Source organism: Paraburkholderia caballeronis (genome assembly GCF_900104845.1).
In the GTDB taxonomy this organism is placed as follows: Bacteria; Pseudomonadota; Gammaproteobacteria; order Burkholderiales; family Burkholderiaceae; genus Paraburkholderia; species Paraburkholderia caballeronis.
On the sequence record NZ_FNSR01000002.1, the window covers coordinates 1364331 to 1379740 of the forward strand.

The 15410-nt window shown below is 67.0% G+C and carries 14 protein-coding genes; 6 read left to right on the forward strand and 8 right to left on the reverse strand.

Annotated elements, in window-relative coordinates; genetic code table 11:
- Positions 1 to 634 precede the first annotated feature (634 nt).
- From BLV92_RS32185 to BLV92_RS22620, 3 genes are all read left to right on the forward strand, one after another.
- A complete protein-coding gene (locus tag BLV92_RS32185) occupies positions 635 to 796 on the forward strand; it encodes a hypothetical protein (RefSeq protein ID WP_166676631.1) in 162 nt (53 codons plus the stop codon).
- Between the two features lie 377 nt (positions 797 to 1173).
- Complete coding sequence (locus BLV92_RS22615; RefSeq protein ID WP_090549128.1) at positions 1174 to 1605, forward strand: DoxX family protein; 432 nt, start codon at positions 1174 to 1176, stop codon at positions 1603 to 1605.
- Between the two features lie 27 nt (positions 1606 to 1632).
- The gene (locus BLV92_RS22620) at positions 1633 to 1902 is read left to right on the forward strand and encodes a hypothetical protein (RefSeq protein WP_090549131.1); all 270 of its coding nucleotides are present in this window, start codon (positions 1633 to 1635) and stop codon (positions 1900 to 1902) included.
- A gap of 189 nt (positions 1903 to 2091) precedes the next feature.
- Here BLV92_RS22620 and BLV92_RS22625 read toward each other — a convergent pair whose 3' ends face one another.
- Together BLV92_RS22625 and BLV92_RS22630 are read right to left on the reverse strand one after the other, a co-directional pair.
- Complete coding sequence (locus tag BLV92_RS22625) at positions 2092 to 3549, reverse strand: MFS transporter (protein ID WP_090549134.1); 1458 nt, start codon at positions 3547 to 3549, stop codon at positions 2092 to 2094.
- A gap of 94 nt (positions 3550 to 3643) precedes the next feature.
- Positions 3644 to 4945, reverse strand: coding sequence for an MFS transporter (locus BLV92_RS22630; RefSeq protein WP_090549137.1), 1302 nt, complete (start codon positions 4943 to 4945; stop codon positions 3644 to 3646).
- Between the two features lie 320 nt (positions 4946 to 5265).
- Here BLV92_RS22630 and BLV92_RS22635 point away from each other — a divergent pair, with 320 nt between their 5' ends.
- The gene (locus BLV92_RS22635) at positions 5266 to 6054 is read left to right on the forward strand and encodes a response regulator transcription factor (protein WP_090551345.1); all 789 of its coding nucleotides are present in this window, start codon (positions 5266 to 5268) and stop codon (positions 6052 to 6054) included.
- A gap of 66 nt (positions 6055 to 6120) precedes the next feature.
- Here BLV92_RS22635 and BLV92_RS22640 read toward each other — a convergent pair whose 3' ends face one another.
- Positions 6121 to 6423 carry a hypothetical protein gene (locus BLV92_RS22640; protein WP_090549138.1) on the reverse strand — a complete coding sequence of 101 codons (303 nt, stop codon included), beginning with the start codon at positions 6421 to 6423 and terminating at the stop codon, positions 6121 to 6123.
- Positions 6424 to 6624: 201 nt separating this feature from the next.
- A complete protein-coding gene (locus tag BLV92_RS22645; RefSeq protein ID WP_090549141.1) occupies positions 6625 to 6957 on the reverse strand; it encodes a hypothetical protein in 333 nt (110 codons plus the stop codon).
- 516 nt (positions 6958 to 7473) lie between these two features.
- On the opposite strand from BLV92_RS22645, the gene BLV92_RS22650 reads away from it, so the two are divergent.
- Complete coding sequence (locus BLV92_RS22650) at positions 7474 to 10626, forward strand: transglycosylase domain-containing protein (RefSeq protein WP_090549144.1); 3153 nt, start codon at positions 7474 to 7476, stop codon at positions 10624 to 10626.
- A gap of 157 nt (positions 10627 to 10783) precedes the next feature.
- Here the strand turns inward: BLV92_RS22650 and BLV92_RS22655 are convergent, their stop codons facing one another.
- The 3 genes from BLV92_RS22655 to BLV92_RS22665 form a co-directional block, all read right to left on the reverse strand.
- Entirely contained in the window at positions 10784 to 11299 is a 516-nt protein-coding gene (locus BLV92_RS22655) for a YMGG-like glycine zipper-containing protein (RefSeq protein ID WP_090549147.1), read from the reverse strand.
- Between the two features lie 13 nt (positions 11300 to 11312).
- Positions 11313 to 11744, reverse strand: coding sequence for a hypothetical protein (locus BLV92_RS22660; protein WP_090549150.1), 432 nt, complete (start codon positions 11742 to 11744; stop codon positions 11313 to 11315).
- A 154-nt stretch (positions 11745 to 11898) separates the two neighbouring features.
- The gene (locus tag BLV92_RS22665; protein WP_090549152.1) at positions 11899 to 12912 is read right to left on the reverse strand and encodes a DUF2891 domain-containing protein; all 1014 of its coding nucleotides are present in this window, start codon (positions 12910 to 12912) and stop codon (positions 11899 to 11901) included.
- Between the two features lie 213 nt (positions 12913 to 13125).
- On the opposite strand from BLV92_RS22665, the gene BLV92_RS22670 reads away from it, so the two are divergent.
- The gene (locus BLV92_RS22670; RefSeq protein ID WP_110332502.1) at positions 13126 to 14517 is read left to right on the forward strand and encodes a tetratricopeptide repeat protein; all 1392 of its coding nucleotides are present in this window, start codon (positions 13126 to 13128) and stop codon (positions 14515 to 14517) included.
- A 72-nt stretch (positions 14518 to 14589) separates the two neighbouring features.
- Here BLV92_RS22670 and BLV92_RS22675 read toward each other — a convergent pair whose 3' ends face one another.
- A complete protein-coding gene (locus BLV92_RS22675) occupies positions 14590 to 15348 on the reverse strand; it encodes a TetR/AcrR family transcriptional regulator (protein WP_090549158.1) in 759 nt (252 codons plus the stop codon).
- Between the last annotated feature and the right edge of the window lie 62 nt (positions 15349 to 15410).

The window sequence follows — 15410 nt, forward strand, 5'->3', positions numbered from 1 at the left end:
TCCGCGCGGCCGTCGCGACGCATGTTTCGGTGTGCTCCATTGTGGTGCGTCTGGAGTGCCAGGCAGACCTTGGTTACGGTGGTTTATCCGCTAAAAAGCGCCGGATGTTCGTCGTAGCCGTTCCTCGGTCGGTCCACGCGTGCGGCGTTGCGTCGCATCTCCGTCTTTCCGGGACGAAGGGCGAGCCTCAGGCGGTCGACAAACCGGCCGCAAGGTCTTGTCCTATGCGCGCAACGCATTGGCGGTCTGCTGGTCGGCGGGGAAACACACCTCGGTAGCCGGCGGGCCGAAAACCGTGGTCGCGCCGAGGAATGACAGCGTTTGATTTCCGGCGCGCAGTTGTCACGGCACCGCGATCTCCGCTTCGATGGTGTCGCCGGATGCCGGTTGTATGCCCGCCCGCGCGGGACAAGCGCCCCATTCGGCGTGCGGCACGGCGAGCGATGCAGGCGGATTCATGCGGCCGATTCCAGCGGGGCGATGGCCGCCGAAGACGCCCTCCGGGTAATCGCGGACACGGCGTAAACCGTCGCATCCGACGGCGGATGATGACGATGAACGGCGCTTATCGCGGGCCAAACAATCACCTAAAATAAAATTCCCATTGTGTCTGTTGGCATGGCGGGAGATGGCCATGAACGAAACGCTGGTTGCTTACCTTCTCGGTCCGGCCGTGATGTTGCTGGTGTGCGCCGCGCTTTGGGCGGTCTCGCGCCGCGGCCGCGGTGTGCTGGAAAAACGCATCGATCGCTGGCTCGACGCGCATCGCGGTTTCTGGATGCACCATAAGCACTGAGCGTGCCAACGGCGTCGTCGGCGGTTCCTGTTCGCCGATGCCGTTCCGGTCGTCGGGGTTTGCCCCAGGTCTTATCCGCTACCGTGTTTCTCAACGCCTGCTGATATCTGTAGCAATGCAAACGAACCTTTGGTTTCGTTTGCCGCCGCAACATACCGCGCGTTGCCGTTGCTCCGTCGCCTGCCTCAAGCGTCGCCGGCACCTCGCGGTCTGGCAGTAACCGGCCGCCTGGCGACGGCCTCTCTTCAAACTTCGATACGCTGTACGCGAGTCCCGATGCCTGCCGGCTGCTTCACCAGGCGCCGCCGCTCCATGCAAGGGTCGGGAACTGAACGCGCGGGTCGCGGTCACTCGACAATTGCCTACCGGAGTTCCTGATGATGCGTTCCGCCGATTCCCTGATCATTTTCGTTGCCCGCGTTGCATTGGCGGTCCTCTTTCTGTGGGGCGGAGCAATGAAGCTGATGGGCTATGCGGGCTTCATCGGCTATCTGCAGACGCGCGGCGTGCCGTATCCGCAACTGGCCGCGCCGATCGCGATTGCGATCGAACTGCTCGGCAGCATCGCGCTCGTATTCGGCATCCGCACGCGTGCGGTCGGCTTCGCAATGGCCGTGTATGCTGTCGTAACGGCGGTCTTCGGCCACGACTTCTGGAACGTCACCGAGGCCGCGATGCAGCAGGACGTGGCGGTCCATTTCTGGAAGAATCTCGCGATTGCCGGCGGTTTCCTGCTGCTGATGGTGACCGGTGCGGGGCGGCTGTCGGTCGATGCGATGCGCACGCCGCGCGGCGGACTGCGCGGCTGACCCGCGACGCAACTCAAGGAGCGCGTTTTGATACAGAACTTCGATTTCAACGTGGGCGGCAAGATCGAACAGTTTTGCGCGAGTCTCGCGGAGGACGGCACGCGTCGCGTGCTCATCAGCTTCGCGGATACGGCAAAGACCCTGGTGATACTCGACGCATCCGGCCTGATCGGCGCGTTGAAGGCCGAATTCGAGGAGCCGGGCGAGTTGATCGCGCATGCGATCCGCAAGGCGCAGGACGAAGGGCTGATCGAGCGGGCGGTGACGACCGGCGCGATTCAGGAAACCACGCTCTAGGTGCGTTCGCATCGGGTGCAACGGTCGTCGCGCGAATGGCTTCACTTCGTGTGAATACGCGACGACCATCGGACATATCAAGCCGGTTTTCCCCAGACAACGCCGACGCAACCCACGTCGGCGTTGTTGTATTGACGGCGCGTTCGTTATCAGAGGCATCGAAGCTTCACGACGACACGCATTCATTGCTCAACGAGATTCGTTGGCTCCGGCCACCGCTCGCGCGGCACGCGCCGCGGCGTTGTCGGACTGCACGGAGTCCATCCGCACGCGGCGGGCGAGCCACGCGGCGATCAACAGCAGCGCGGTCGATATCGCGGCTTCGACATGCAGTCCAGCAACGACCTGCGCCGCGAAACCGCCGCCGGCCAGCGCGCCGAACGCCGCAACGCCGATCGCGCCGCCCGCCTGCCTCGCGGTGTTCAGCACCGCCGACGCGGTGCCGGCCCGCCCCGGCTCGACCGACGCGAGCACGGCGGTCGTCATCGCGGGCACCGCGAGGCCCATGCCGGACGGAATCAGCAGGAACGGCAGCAGCACGGCCGCGAGCGGCGTATCCGCATCGACGGCGATCAGCAGCGCGTAACCGCACGCGGCGAGCAGCGCGCCGCCGATCATCGGCCGCCGCGTGCCGTAGCGCGCGACCACCCAGCCGCTCGCGACGTTCGACAGCAGGAAACCGCCGGTCAGCGGCGCGAACGCGAGCCCGGCTTCCAGCGGCGATTGTCCGCGTGCGTGTTGCAGGTACAGCGCGAGGACGAACACGGTGCCGTAGTACGTGAGATTCACGCAGACGCCGAACAGCACCGCCGCGCTGAACGTCGGATTGCGCAGCAGCGCGAGCGGCAGCATCGGCTCCGCGATGCGCGCTTCGAGCGCGACGAACGCGCACGCCGCGACACCCGCCAGCACGAATCCGCCGACGACGAACGGATGCGAGAAACCGAGCGACCGCCATTCGATGACGGCGCCGGTCACGGCGGTGAGCGCGACGATCGCCAGCAATTGGCCGTACACGTCGAGGCTGCGGCGGGCAAGCGGCGCCAGTGCAGCCCCCTTGCGCGGCACCCAGACGAGCGTCGCGACGAACCCCGCCGCGCATAACGGCAGGTTCACGAGAAAGATGCTGCGCCAGCCGGCGGCTTCGATCAGCAGTCCGCCGGCAACCGGCCCGGCCGCGATCGAAATCGCGCCGGCCGCGGTCCACAGGCCGACCGCGCGCGCCCGCAGCGCGCGATCGTGTCCGCACGCGTCGTTGAGCAGCGCGAGCGAGTTCGGCAGCATCGCGGCCGCGCCGAGTCCTTGCAACGCGCGTGCCGCGATCAGCGCGGCCGGCGAGGTCGCGAGTCCGCAAACGAGCGACGCGAACGCGAACATGACGAGCCCTGCCGCATACATCCGCCGCGCGCCGTAGCGGTCGCCGAGCACGCCGCCGGACAGCATCAGCACCGCGAACGCGAGCGTGTACGCATCGACGATCCATTGCAGCCGCGCGACGTCCGCGTGCAGATCGGCGGCGATGCGCGCGAGCGCGATGTTGACGATGGTCACATCCAGTTGCGTGACGACGAAACCGACGCTGACGGTCGCGACGATGCGTGCGAGCGCGGGCGTGAAGCGGGACGGGAGGGGCGTGGAGGTATTCATGCGCCGATGCTACGGCGCAGCCCGGCCCCGACGTTTCACGCTGGGGTGAATCGTCGAAGCCGGCGGGGCGAAGCGAGGAGAGAGGCGCGGCGCGTCAGCCGCGCGCGGGCGTTTCCTTGACGAACAGCGCGGTCACGACGCCGAGCGCGCAGACCGCCGCGACGTACAGCGCGGGCGCCATCGGCGCGGACTTCATCAGCAGCGCGACGACGATCGGCGTGAGGCCGCCGAACACCGCATACGCGACGTTGTATGAGAACGAGATGCCGGAGAAGCGCACGACCGGCGGGAACGCGTTCACCATCACGAGCGGCACCCCGCCGATCGTGCCGACGAGGAAGCCCGTTACCGCGTACAGCGGCATCAGCAGCGACGTGTCGACGGCGAGCTGCCGGTACATCGCGTAATACGACACCGCGAGCAGGATGCCGCCGATCGCGAGCGTCGGCCGCGCGCCGAAGCGTCCGGCGAGCGAGCCGGCGCTCACGCAGCCGACCGTCAGGCACAGCGTCGCGACGCAGTTCGCGAGCAGCGACGTCGTTGCGTCGATGTGAAACTGCTTTTGCAGCAGCGGCGGCGTCATCAGGATCACGACGACGATCGCCGCCGACAGCATCCACGTGAGCAGCATCGACACGATCACCGCGCGGCCGTGGTCGCGCAGCACCGCCTTCAGCGGAATCTCGGCCGCGAGCGACTTGCGCTGCTGCATTTCCGCGAACACCGGCGTTTCGTGCAGCCACTGCCGCAGCCGCACCGACACCAGCCCGAACGCGCCGCCGAGCAGGAACGGGATGCGCCATCCGTACGACGCGATGTCGGCCGGCGCGAAGTGGTGGTTGACCGCCGCGGCGATCAGCGAGCCGAGCAGGATGCCCGCGGTCAGGCCGGCCGTCAGCGTGCCGCACGCGTAACCGACGTGGCGGCGCGGCACGTGCTCGGACACGAACACCCATGCGCCCGGCACCTCGCCGCCGACCGCCGCGCCTTGCAGCACGCGCAGCGCGAGCAGCAGCACCGGCGCGAACACGCCGATTGTCGCGTAGGTGGGCAGCAGGCCCATCGCGAGCGTCGGCAGCGCCATCAGCAGCACCGACAGCGTGAACATCCGCTTGCGGCCGAGCAGGTCGCCGAAGTGCGCCATCACGATGCCGCCGAGCGGCCGCGCGAGATAACCGGCCGCGAAGATGCCGAACGTCTGCAACTGCCGCAGCCAGTCCGGAATCGCCGCCGGGAAAAACAACTGGCCGATCACCGGCGCGAAGAACACGAAGATGATGAAGTCGTAGAACTCCAGCGCGCCGCCGAGCGCGGCGAGGGCGAGCGTCTTGTAGTCGCCGCGCGCAAGCGCGCGTGCGGGCGCGGGCGCGCTTGCGCCCAGGTTGGTTGCGTGCATTTCCGAAGAGACGAATCGAATTGTTATGGGAGGACGGCTCACGCGGTTGGCGTGACGGTCGGGGGTCGTCGGAAGGTGGGGCGCGGGGTGGGCACGGAACACGGGCGCGTCCGGACGGATGGGCGGACGCGCCGACGACTTGAGGCCAGCCCGCGATTTTACCGTAACCCGACAGCGCACCCGACCGGGCTGTTGTCGGACAGGGATGAGGTCGGGTTGCCACAGGCGCGATGCAATTCGGATTGTTCCGATGGGCGGTTCCGGTTCGTGTCCACAGAATGGCGCACGTTTTAACCGGACGAATGGAAGAGGACTTCAAGATGCGTATCGCGATCCTTCAGCGCGACCTCGCGCAACGCAACCTGATCGAGACGACGCTGACCGGCTGCGGCCACACGTGCGTGCCGTTCGACGACTGCCTGATGCTGGCGAACGCGCTGGCGGCGACTGCGGTGGACCTGCTGGTGCTCGACTGGTACGGCGCGCTGCCATCGGACGTCGAACTGCTGACGACGCTGCGCGCACGCGGCGGCGTGACGATCCCGGCGCTGTTCGCGTCGGCGGACCGCTCGGACGAAAGCGTGCTGCGCGCCTTTTCGGCGGGCGCCGACGACTACGTGAGCCTGCCGGTGAGCCCCGCCGTGTTCGGCGCGCGGGTCAACGCGCTGCTGCGGCGTGCGTTTCCGGACCGCTACCGGCCGGCGCAACTCGACGCCGGCCCGTATCACTTCGACGCGCAACGGCAGATGGTCACGCTGCATGGCCGGCAGGTGCTGCTGTCGGGCACGCAGTATCGGCTTGCGTCGCTGTTCTTCGGGAACGTCGGCCGCGTGCTGTCGCGCGACCACATCTATGCGGCCGTGTGGGGCCGCGAGCTGCATACGATGACGCGGACGATCGACAGCCACGTATCGCGGCTGCGCACGGTGCTGGAGATCGACGTGCCGAACGGCTTCAGGCTTCAGCCTGTGTACAAGAACGGCTATCGGCTGCTGCGCCTCGACGGCGACCCGCAGGGCGGTTCGCATCCGCCGGTGCCGGCCGACGTCGGCTGCCACAGGCCGCAGCGCCGTGTGGCAGGCGTGCGCCGGTCGCGTCGGCTCGCGTGAGCATGAAACGGGGTATTGCACGGATGCCGGTCCGCACGGGACCGGTCATGGCGGGGTTGCGGCGGATCAGCGGGCGAGGCCGAGGCCTTGCAGCACCGCGTTGCCTTCCGGCGTGAGGCGGATCTTCTGCGCGCCCGCTTCGGACGAAATCTGCTCGACGAGGCCGGCTTCCTGAAGCATCGGGATTTCCGGCTTCGCGTGCGCGTCGATCGGCGCGTGCAGCAGCAGCAACAGCGTGGCGAGTTCGTGATGGCTCAACAGCCGGCGCAGCATCGTGCGTTTCGCGGGTTTGTCGGCCGGCGTGCGGTTGCCGGCCGGGGCGGGTTTGAAAGTCGTTGCGTCGTTCGTCATCGGATCTTGCCTGTTCATCGGCGCCTCCTGCTGCTTTTTGGTGTGGCGATCTTGCGGACGAACCCTTAAGCGATTCTTAAAACGGCCGCCGAAGTTGTGACGGCGCGAGACAGCGCGTAACGGGACGTAAGAGCGTGTAATTCATGTGACGGAAACCGCCGTGCCGTGGCGTGTCCCCGGTGCGGGCCGTGACCGGCATGTTCGAAACCGCACGATCGTTCACGGCGCGCAGGACTTGTCCGCGTTTTCGAGCCACAGGTTCGACACGTGCCGCTTGCCGGCGTAGAAGCGATAGGTGGTGCCGCCGTTGTCCGCGCGGACCTTGATTACGTTTGAATCGCCGAAGTCGAGCATCGAGCCTTGCGGCAGCGGTGTTGTGCGGAAGCTTGCGCCGCGTTTCGACGCTTCGACTGTGAGGCATTCGATCACGTCGTGGACGGAGCGTGCTGTTGTTTTGTCGACGACCGGGTCGCCGGCGTCTGGGTCTTTCTGGAAATACGCGCACGCGCTGAGTGTGAGCGTGATGAGCAGGGGCAGGGCGAATCGCTTCATGTTTCTCCTGTGTGTCGACCAGAGTTGGCGCTTCAGCGCCTACTCTGGTCCCATGCAAAGCTGTCGACCAGAGTTGGCGCTTTAGCGCCTAGTCTGGTCCCATGCAAGGCGGTCGACCAGAGTTGGCGCTTTAGCGCCTAGTCTGGTCCCATGCAAAGCTGTCGACCCGGGTTAGCGCTTTAGCGCCTACTCGAATCCCATGCAAGGCGGTCGCCCGGAGTTAGCGCTAGCGCCGACTCCAGTCCGATCCAATATGGTTGCTGACGAATGACTACACAGCGCACCGCCTGGCCATTCGTACGGACATACAACCAACGCGACCGACCATTATATCGGCCGGTTCCTGTCGTTTCCGATGCGAAAACCTGTCGGATTTCCCGATAGACGCGATCGGTGTTGTAGGTGCACGACTGTCGGAACCCGCGCGTTCAAGTGTGCGCGCAGCTTTCGGCCGGGCGGGATAGACTATTCGGCAGGTGCAATTCCGTGATCTGGCGCAAGTCAGGGAGAATCCGCATGAACCGCCCGTCGGTACGCTTTCCGCTCCGCGCCGCTGGCTTCGGCTCGCTCTGGAAGTGGGTCAAGTGGGGATTCGTCGTCGCGGTCCTCGTCGCGCTGGTCATCACGGCGCGCATCGTCCAGATCGAAATCGAAACCTCGCGCCTGCAGGCGCACTATCTTTCGGAACTCACGCGCGACATCGGCTTCACGGTCGGCAGCGGTCCGAGCCCCAACATCCGGTTTCCTTCGTCCAACGGTCCGTACGACGTGCGGCTCGGTTATGCGCAACTGCCGACGTTCGTCGCGCGGCTGAACGCGCGCGGTTTCGCGGTCGCCGCGCAGGCGCGCGATTCGGAACGCATGATCTCGCTCGCCGACGACGGCCTGTTCCTGCCTTACGCGGAGAAAGACCAGGCCGGCCTGATGCTGCGCGACGCGAGCGGCGCGACGCTGTTTCACTCGCGTTATCCGCAGCGCGCGTACGAGAACTTTGACGCGGTGCCGCCGCTCGTGCGCGATTCGCTGCTGTTCATCGAGGATCGTTACCTGCTCGCGGACGACCAGCCGAACCGCAATCCGGCGCTCGACTGGGGCCGTTTCGGCCACGCGCTCGCGGACCAGGGGCTGCGGCTCGTGAACCGCGGCCAGGCGACGCCCGGCGGCAGCACGCTCGCGACGCAGATCGAGAAGTTCCGCCATTCGCCGGGCGGCCGCACCACCACGCCGCCGGAGAAGCTGCGGCAGATCGCGTCCGCGTCGGTGCGCGCATATCTCGACGGTCCGCAGACGATGCCCGCGCGTCAGCAGATTCTCGTGCGTTATCTGAATTCCGTGCCGCTCGCGGCGAAACCCGGCGTCGGCGAGATCAGCGGGATCGGCGACGGGCTGGCCGCGTGGTACGGCCGCGACTTCCGCGACGTGAACCGCGTGCTGCGCGCGCCGCTGACCGACGCGACGCTCGCGGAACAGGCGCTCGCGTTTCGCCAGGTGTTGTCGCTGCTGATCGCGCAGCGCGCGCCGTCCTATTACCTGCAACGCGACAACCCCGAACTCGCGCGGCTGACCGACAGTTATCTGCGGCTGCTCGCGAGCGGCGGCGTGATTACGCCCGCGCTGCGCGACGCTGCGCTGGCCGCGCAACTGACGCTCGATCGCTCGAAGCCGGTCCGCGCGCCGGTGTCGTATGTCGAACGCAAGGCGACGACGTCGCTGCGCACGCAGTTGATGTCCGCGCTCGGCGTGCGCACGCTGTACGACCTCGACCGCCTCGACCTGAGCGCGACCGCGACGCTCGACGACTCGGTGCAGCAGGCCGTCAGCGACCGCCTCGCCGACGCGATGACGAAGGACGGCGCGCGCGCGGCCGGACTCGTCGGCTTCGAGATGCTGCGCCCGCAGGACGACCCGTCGAAGATTTCATACAGCTTCACGCTGTTCGAGCGCCGCAACGGCGAGAACGTCGTGCGCGTGCAGACCGACAGCGTGAACCAGCCGTTCGACATCAACCAGGGCGCGCGGCTGAACCTCGGTTCCACCGCGAAGCTGCGCACGGTGATCACGTATCTGCAGATCGTGCAGCGGCTGCACGCGCAATACGCGCCGCTCGACGCGAAGGCGCTGCGCGCCGTTCAGCCGGACCGTTCCGACGTGCTGACGCGCTGGGCCGTCGATTACCTGTCGCACACGCAGGACCGCTCGCTGCGCGCGATGCTCGAAGCGGCGGTCGATCGCAAGTATTCCGCGAATCCCGGCGAGACGTTCTACACCGGCGGCGGCGCGCAGAGCTTCAACAACTTCGAGTCGAGCGACAACGAGCAGATCCTGCCGCTGCGCCGCGCGTTCCAGCATTCGGTGAACCTCGTGTTCGTGCGGCTGATGCGCGACATCGTCCGCTACGAGATGATCCAGACGTCCGGCCCGCCGTCGCAATGGCTCGACGATCCGGCCGTGCGTCACGCGTATCTGACGCGCTTCGCGGACGGCGAAAGCCAGGTCTACATGAACCGTTTCTACGCGCGTTATCAAGGCAAGAGCGCGGACGACGCGCTGGCCACGCTGTTGCATCACGTGCGCAAGTCGCCGCCGAAACTCGCGACTGCGTTGCGCAGCGTCGCGCCGGACGGCTCGTTGGCATGGTTCGACACGCAGATGCGCGCGCAGCTGAAAGGCACGAAGTTCCAGTGGCTGACCGACGACGATCTCGCGAAGCTGTACGACAAGTACGCGATCGACCGCTTCAACCTGAACGATCGCGGCTACATCGCCAGCGTGCATCCGCTCGAACTGTGGCTGCTGAACTATCTGCGCGCGCATCCGGGCGCGCCGCTCGCGCAGGTCCAGCAGGACAGCGGCGACGTGCGGCTGTACACCTACAAGTGGCTGTTCAGGACGCGTTATCACGCGACGCAGGACCGGCGCATCCGTCACATGATCGAACTGCGCGCGTACGATGCGATCGGCAAGTCGTGGCGCGAGCTGGGTTATCCGTTCGCGACGCTGACGCCTTCGTATGGCACGGCGATCGGCGCGTCGGGCGACCGGCCGGCGGCGCTCGCGCAATTGATCGGCCTCGTGGCGGCCGATGGCGACAAACTGCCGACGCACAGCATCGACTCGCTCGAATTCGCGCGCGGCACGCCGTATGAAACGCGCTTCGTGCACGCGGCGGTGCCGCCGCAACCGCTCGTGGCGCCGGAGATCACGGTGGTCGTGCGCGAGTTGTTGACGTCGGTCGTGCAGGGCGGCACCGCGAAACGGCTCGCGGACGGCCTCACGTTCCCGGACGGACGCGCGTTGCCGGTGTACGGCAAGACCGGCACCGGTGACCAGCGGTTCAACGTGTATGCGCCCGGCGCGCGGCTGATCGAATCGCGCAAGGTAAACCGCAGCGCGACGTTCGTGTTCGTGATCGGCGACCGCTTCTACGGCACGCTGACCGCGTGGGCGCACGAGCCGTATGCGGCGCGTTATACGTTCACGAGCGCGATGTCGGTGCAGTTGCTGAAGTCGCTCGCGCCGGTGTTGCAGCCGTTGCTGGAAGAACCGGCCGCGTCGGGCGGCTCAAAGGCGGCGAAGGCCGGCGTTCGTCAGATGACCGATGCGCCGACGGTCATCGATGCGTTGCGCCGCGTCGCGTGGCGCGCGGACCTCGACGCGCAGCGCCGGTAAAGGAAAAACGCGCGGGCGTGAATCGACACGCCCGCGCGTTTCATGAACCGGTCTTGCCGCCGCAAGCCCCGCGACGCTTTCCATTCTCTTTCTTCTTGCTCGCAATTCCCTTTCGCATTCGCCGGTTTCGCTCGATGCGCGAAGGTATCGCGCGGGCTCAATAGCCCTGCGGGGGCGGCGGCGGTGCGGATCCCGGCGGCGGAGGCGGCAGATAACGCTGCTGCATCGGCTGCGACGTGGACATCCCGCCGCCCGGCACCGGAATCCGGTTGCCGGACGCGTACATGCATTGCATGTACGCATAGTCGTAGCGGCGCTGCACGTCGTACGACGAACCTTGCGCGCTGTTCATGCCGACCGCGCTGCCGGCGAGCAGGCCCGCGCCCGCGCCGATCGCCGCGCCGCGTCCGCCGCCGAACGCCGCGCCCGCCGCCGCGCCGAGCGCGGTGCCGACCGCCGCGCTGCCGACCGCGCTCGTATTCGCCGCTTCGCTGGCGGACACGCCACCGACCTGCTGCAACGCGAACTGGCGGCACGAATAATCGTCGGCGCGGAACTGGTCGAAGGACTTGCCGGTGCCGGGCAGCGCCATCACGCTCGGTCCGGCCGGGACGACGGCGCACGCGCTCAACAGCGCCGCCGCCGCAACTACTGCGAAACAGGTGTATTTCATCTGGGACTCTCGTTCACTCGGGCATGTCGCTTTCGGGCGCGGGCTGCGCGGGCACAGCCCGCCAGCCCGACGCGCATTCCTTCACATACGGGTAATAGGTCTTCGACGCGTCGCAGAAGTACCAGGTGTCGCCGGTCGCTGCCTGAGACGGATCGGCCTGCGGGGCCGGCGGCATGCGGCCTTGCGGAGCCGGTCCGGGGCCGCCTTGCTGATACGGGGCGGTCTGCGGCTGGCCGTCCGGACCCTGCTCGATGTAGGTGGGCGGCGCGGGCGGCGGCGCGACGACCACCGGCGCGGGCGCGTAGTAGTACGGGACCGGCGCGACCGGGTAGTAATACGGCACGCCGCCGCCGATGAACACGCCGACGCGCGCCGCGTGCGCCGCGCCGCTCGCGCAGACGACCGCCACGGCGGCGGCGCCGAGTAACAGTTTCGACCTTCTCACAACGATCTCCAGAACGGAACGGACTGCCGCGCGCGGATGCGCGCTGTGCGACGGATTATCGAACGCTAAAGGATCGCCGGGGGCAATGCAATTACCGAAATTGCAGCCTTTTTTCGAGTTGTTACAAACGGCAACGCGGCGTGTCCCGGTTATGTCATGCGTCAAGCGCGAGCGTCGCGAAGGTGGCGAGCCAGTGCTCTCCCATGTAGTCGCCGGCCACGTGCGGGAGCGCGGTGTCCAGATGCGTCCGTGCCGCTTCGTGCAGCAGCGCGATGCGCGCGTCGCCATCGGGCAGCGCGCGGGCGAGCGTGCGCTGGCACCATGCGCGGCTCAGGTTCAGTCCGTCGAGATGGGCGATCTTGCCGTCGCTGCGGTCGGTCACGGTGGCCGGCGTGAACAGCGTCGCCGGCCGGCGTGCCGCGAGTTCCGGCAGGAAGGCCGCGAACCACGCATGGAAAGCGTCGCGCGGCAGCACGCGGCTCATCAGCACCGCCTCCATCAGCGCGGGCGACAGGAACTCGTCGCCGGACGGCTCCCATGCCTGGCACGCGACGTCGTTCAGATGCCAGCGGCGCGCGGTGTCCTCGATCAGCGTCGCGAGGCCGGCGCGTCCGGTCTGTCTTGCGAAGTCGAGCGCGAGCGTCAGCGCGAACGCGGTGTTGAAATGCGTGCCGACCCGCAGCGGGTACGTCGCTTTCGGCAGGAACGTCTCGAAGCGTTCGACGAACGTCCCGGTCAGCGGCGCGAGCGCGCGCGACCAGCGTTGCGCTTCGGGCGTATTCATCGCATCGAGCTGCGCGGCGAGCGCGAGCAGCCATGCCCAGCCGTAAGGACGCTCGAAACCCTGGTTGTGCGGCAGGTCGAGGTACGCACGCTCGCCGGCCATCTTCTCGTCGGTGAAGTGTTCGTCGAACGTCGCGACGATGCGCGGCGCTTCCGGCAGGTCCGGAAAGCGTTGCAGCACGCGGGCGATGAGCCAGTAGCCATGCACGCATGAATGCCAGTCGTAGCTGCCGTAGAACACCGGATGCAACTCGCGCGGGCTGCGCACGTCCTGCGGACCCGCGAGGCCGTGCGTGAGCTTGTTCGGGTATTCGCGCGTCAGGTGGGCGAGCGCGATCGTCGCGAAACGCGATGCGATCGGGGCGGTGAACGGATGATCGGACATGGCGAGAGAGGTTGATGGGGCGGACTAGCGCCGGATGGACTGAAAGCCGTCAGCGTACCGCACATTCGGAGTCGCACAGACGGACGCGTTCCGTTCCTTCGACGACCCGGCTGAAATAGATGGTAATACCCGCGAACAATTGCGAAACCTGCCGGGCTTATCGCCCGCCTATACTGGCGCGCTTCGCCTGGACCTGCATTGGCTTTCGCCCCTATGTCTATTGAAACCCTGTTGCAACAGGCCGCGTCGCACGAGCAGGAAGGGCGGCTCGACGTCGTCGAAACCCTCTTGCGCCAGATACTCTGCGCTGCGCCGACGCATCGTGAAGCCACTCTCAAGCTGGCTGAAATCCTGATTCGCGCACACCGGTGCGATGAGGCGATCGGCTTGCTCAAGCCGCTCGACGACGATGCGCATCCGGACTCGGCGGTGCTTCGAAGGCTCGGTATCGCTCATGCGTTTACGGGCAGGGAGCGCCTTGCGCTCGGCTACTTCGAAAAGGTTCTCGCACTCGAACCGGACGATGCGCAGGTCTCGCAACTGGTCGCGAGTTTGCGGCAGGCGCTCGACGTCGAGGACGAGTCCGCCGCGACCTTTCGCCGTGCGCTTGAGGCGAATCATCTGGTGCGGGTGCCGGCCACGGTGTCGCCGCCGGACTATCGGGTCCTGCTCGTTTTCGCGCCGTGCGCGGGCAATACGCCGTTCTCGTATCTGATCCGCGATGCGCGTTTCGAATGCACCGTGCTCAGCGCGCTGACCGACTTCGACTACGACATCGAGTCGCTGCGCGACAGCGCGGACGTGGTCGTCAACCTGGTTTGCGACGCGGATCTCGGCCGCGCGATCCTCGGGACCGTGGAGACGCTCGTCGAGCGTATCGGCAAACCGCTGCTCAATCCTCCGCGGCTGATCCGGCAAACCGGCCGGGCGGCGGTGTCAGGGCGTCTCGCTTCCACGCCGGGCTGCCTCGTTCCGCAAACGCGCTTCTTCCTGCGGGAGGCGCTGCGGCAAACGCTCGACGAAGGCGGCGGGGCGGACCTGCGTTATCCGCTGCTGGTTCGCCCCGCTGGCACGCACGGCGGCGACGACTTCGAGAGGATGGAAGACCGGGACCAGCTCGTCGCCTTCCTGGCTGCCCACGATCAGTCGAGCTACTACGTGATACCGTTCATCGACTATCGGTCGGCGGACGGTTATTTCCGCAAGTACCGCTTCATCTATGTCGGCGACGAGATCCTGCCGTACCACCTCGCGATCGACGACAAATGGAAGGTCCATCACGCGACGACGCCGATGGTCGCCTCTCGATGGATGCAGGACGAAGAGCAGGCATTTCTTGCGGACCCGTGGCGCGTTTTCGGAGCCTCGCAGCGCGCGGCGCTGCAATCCATCAAGGACGAGTTCGGACTCGATTACTTCGGCATCGATTGCTCGCTGATGCCGGACGGCGCGGTCGCCGTGTTCGAGGTCAACGCGAGCATGCTGGTGCACGACCGCAACGAGCCGTTTCCGTACAAGAACGAAGCCGTCAGCCGGATCAAGCAGGCGTTTCAGGCGCTGCTCGAACGGACCGCGCGCGGCGAGCGGCGCGGTCCGGGCCGCTGAAGTTCGCGGCGTCAGCGCGGCCGGTTCCGGGCGTTCCTGCCGGCCAGCGCTATCGATAGCGTCGGGTACGCATCAATCGACGGCTTCTAACGACGCTTCGCCGCGGCCGGCCGCTTGCGCCCGCGCCCGTTCCAGCCGCTGCATCGCCTCGCCGACGTCCTGGCCGAACTGCGCAAGCGCGGCCGTCGCCAGGTCAGGCGGCTGCAACGCGGACCACAGCACGTCGATCAGCCGCTGCGCGGTCGTTTCGATGTCGATGCGGCGGTTCGCGAGCGTCGCGTCCCACAACACATGCTCCATCGGCCCGAACACCAGCGAGCGCAGCAGGCGCAGCGGCACGTCGTTGCGGACCTGGCCGTTCTGCTGGCCGCGCGCGAGCACGCGCATCAGCGGCGCGGTGTAGCGGCGCTGCAACTCGGTCAGCGCCTCGCCCAGTTCGTGCTGCCGCGCGCGCCCCTCGGACAGCACCAGCGCGCACAGCCCCGTGCCGTTCTCCAGCATCAGCCGCAGGTGCATGTGGACGATGAACGCGAACTGCTGGCGCACCGTGCCGTCGCGCGGCAGGCCGGTCTCGATCGCGTCGATGATCTCGTCGTACCAGTCCGCGATCACCCGCGCGCACAACTCGCGCTTGCCCCGGAAGTAGCTGAACACCGTCGCCTCGGACACGCCGAGCCGCTGTGCGATCTCCGCCGTGGTCGCGCGCTCGTAGCCCTTTTCGGAGAACACGTCGCGGCCCGCCTGAAGGATCTCCTTCACGCGCTGTTGCGACTTGCGTCCAGCCGGCTCCCTGCGGGACGCGGGCAGCACGGTTTTCGAGGCGGCGGGCATTCTGAGTGAGGTTCAATTATGGATTTGGGTGCGGCCCATTATCCCGTGACAATCGCTTTAAA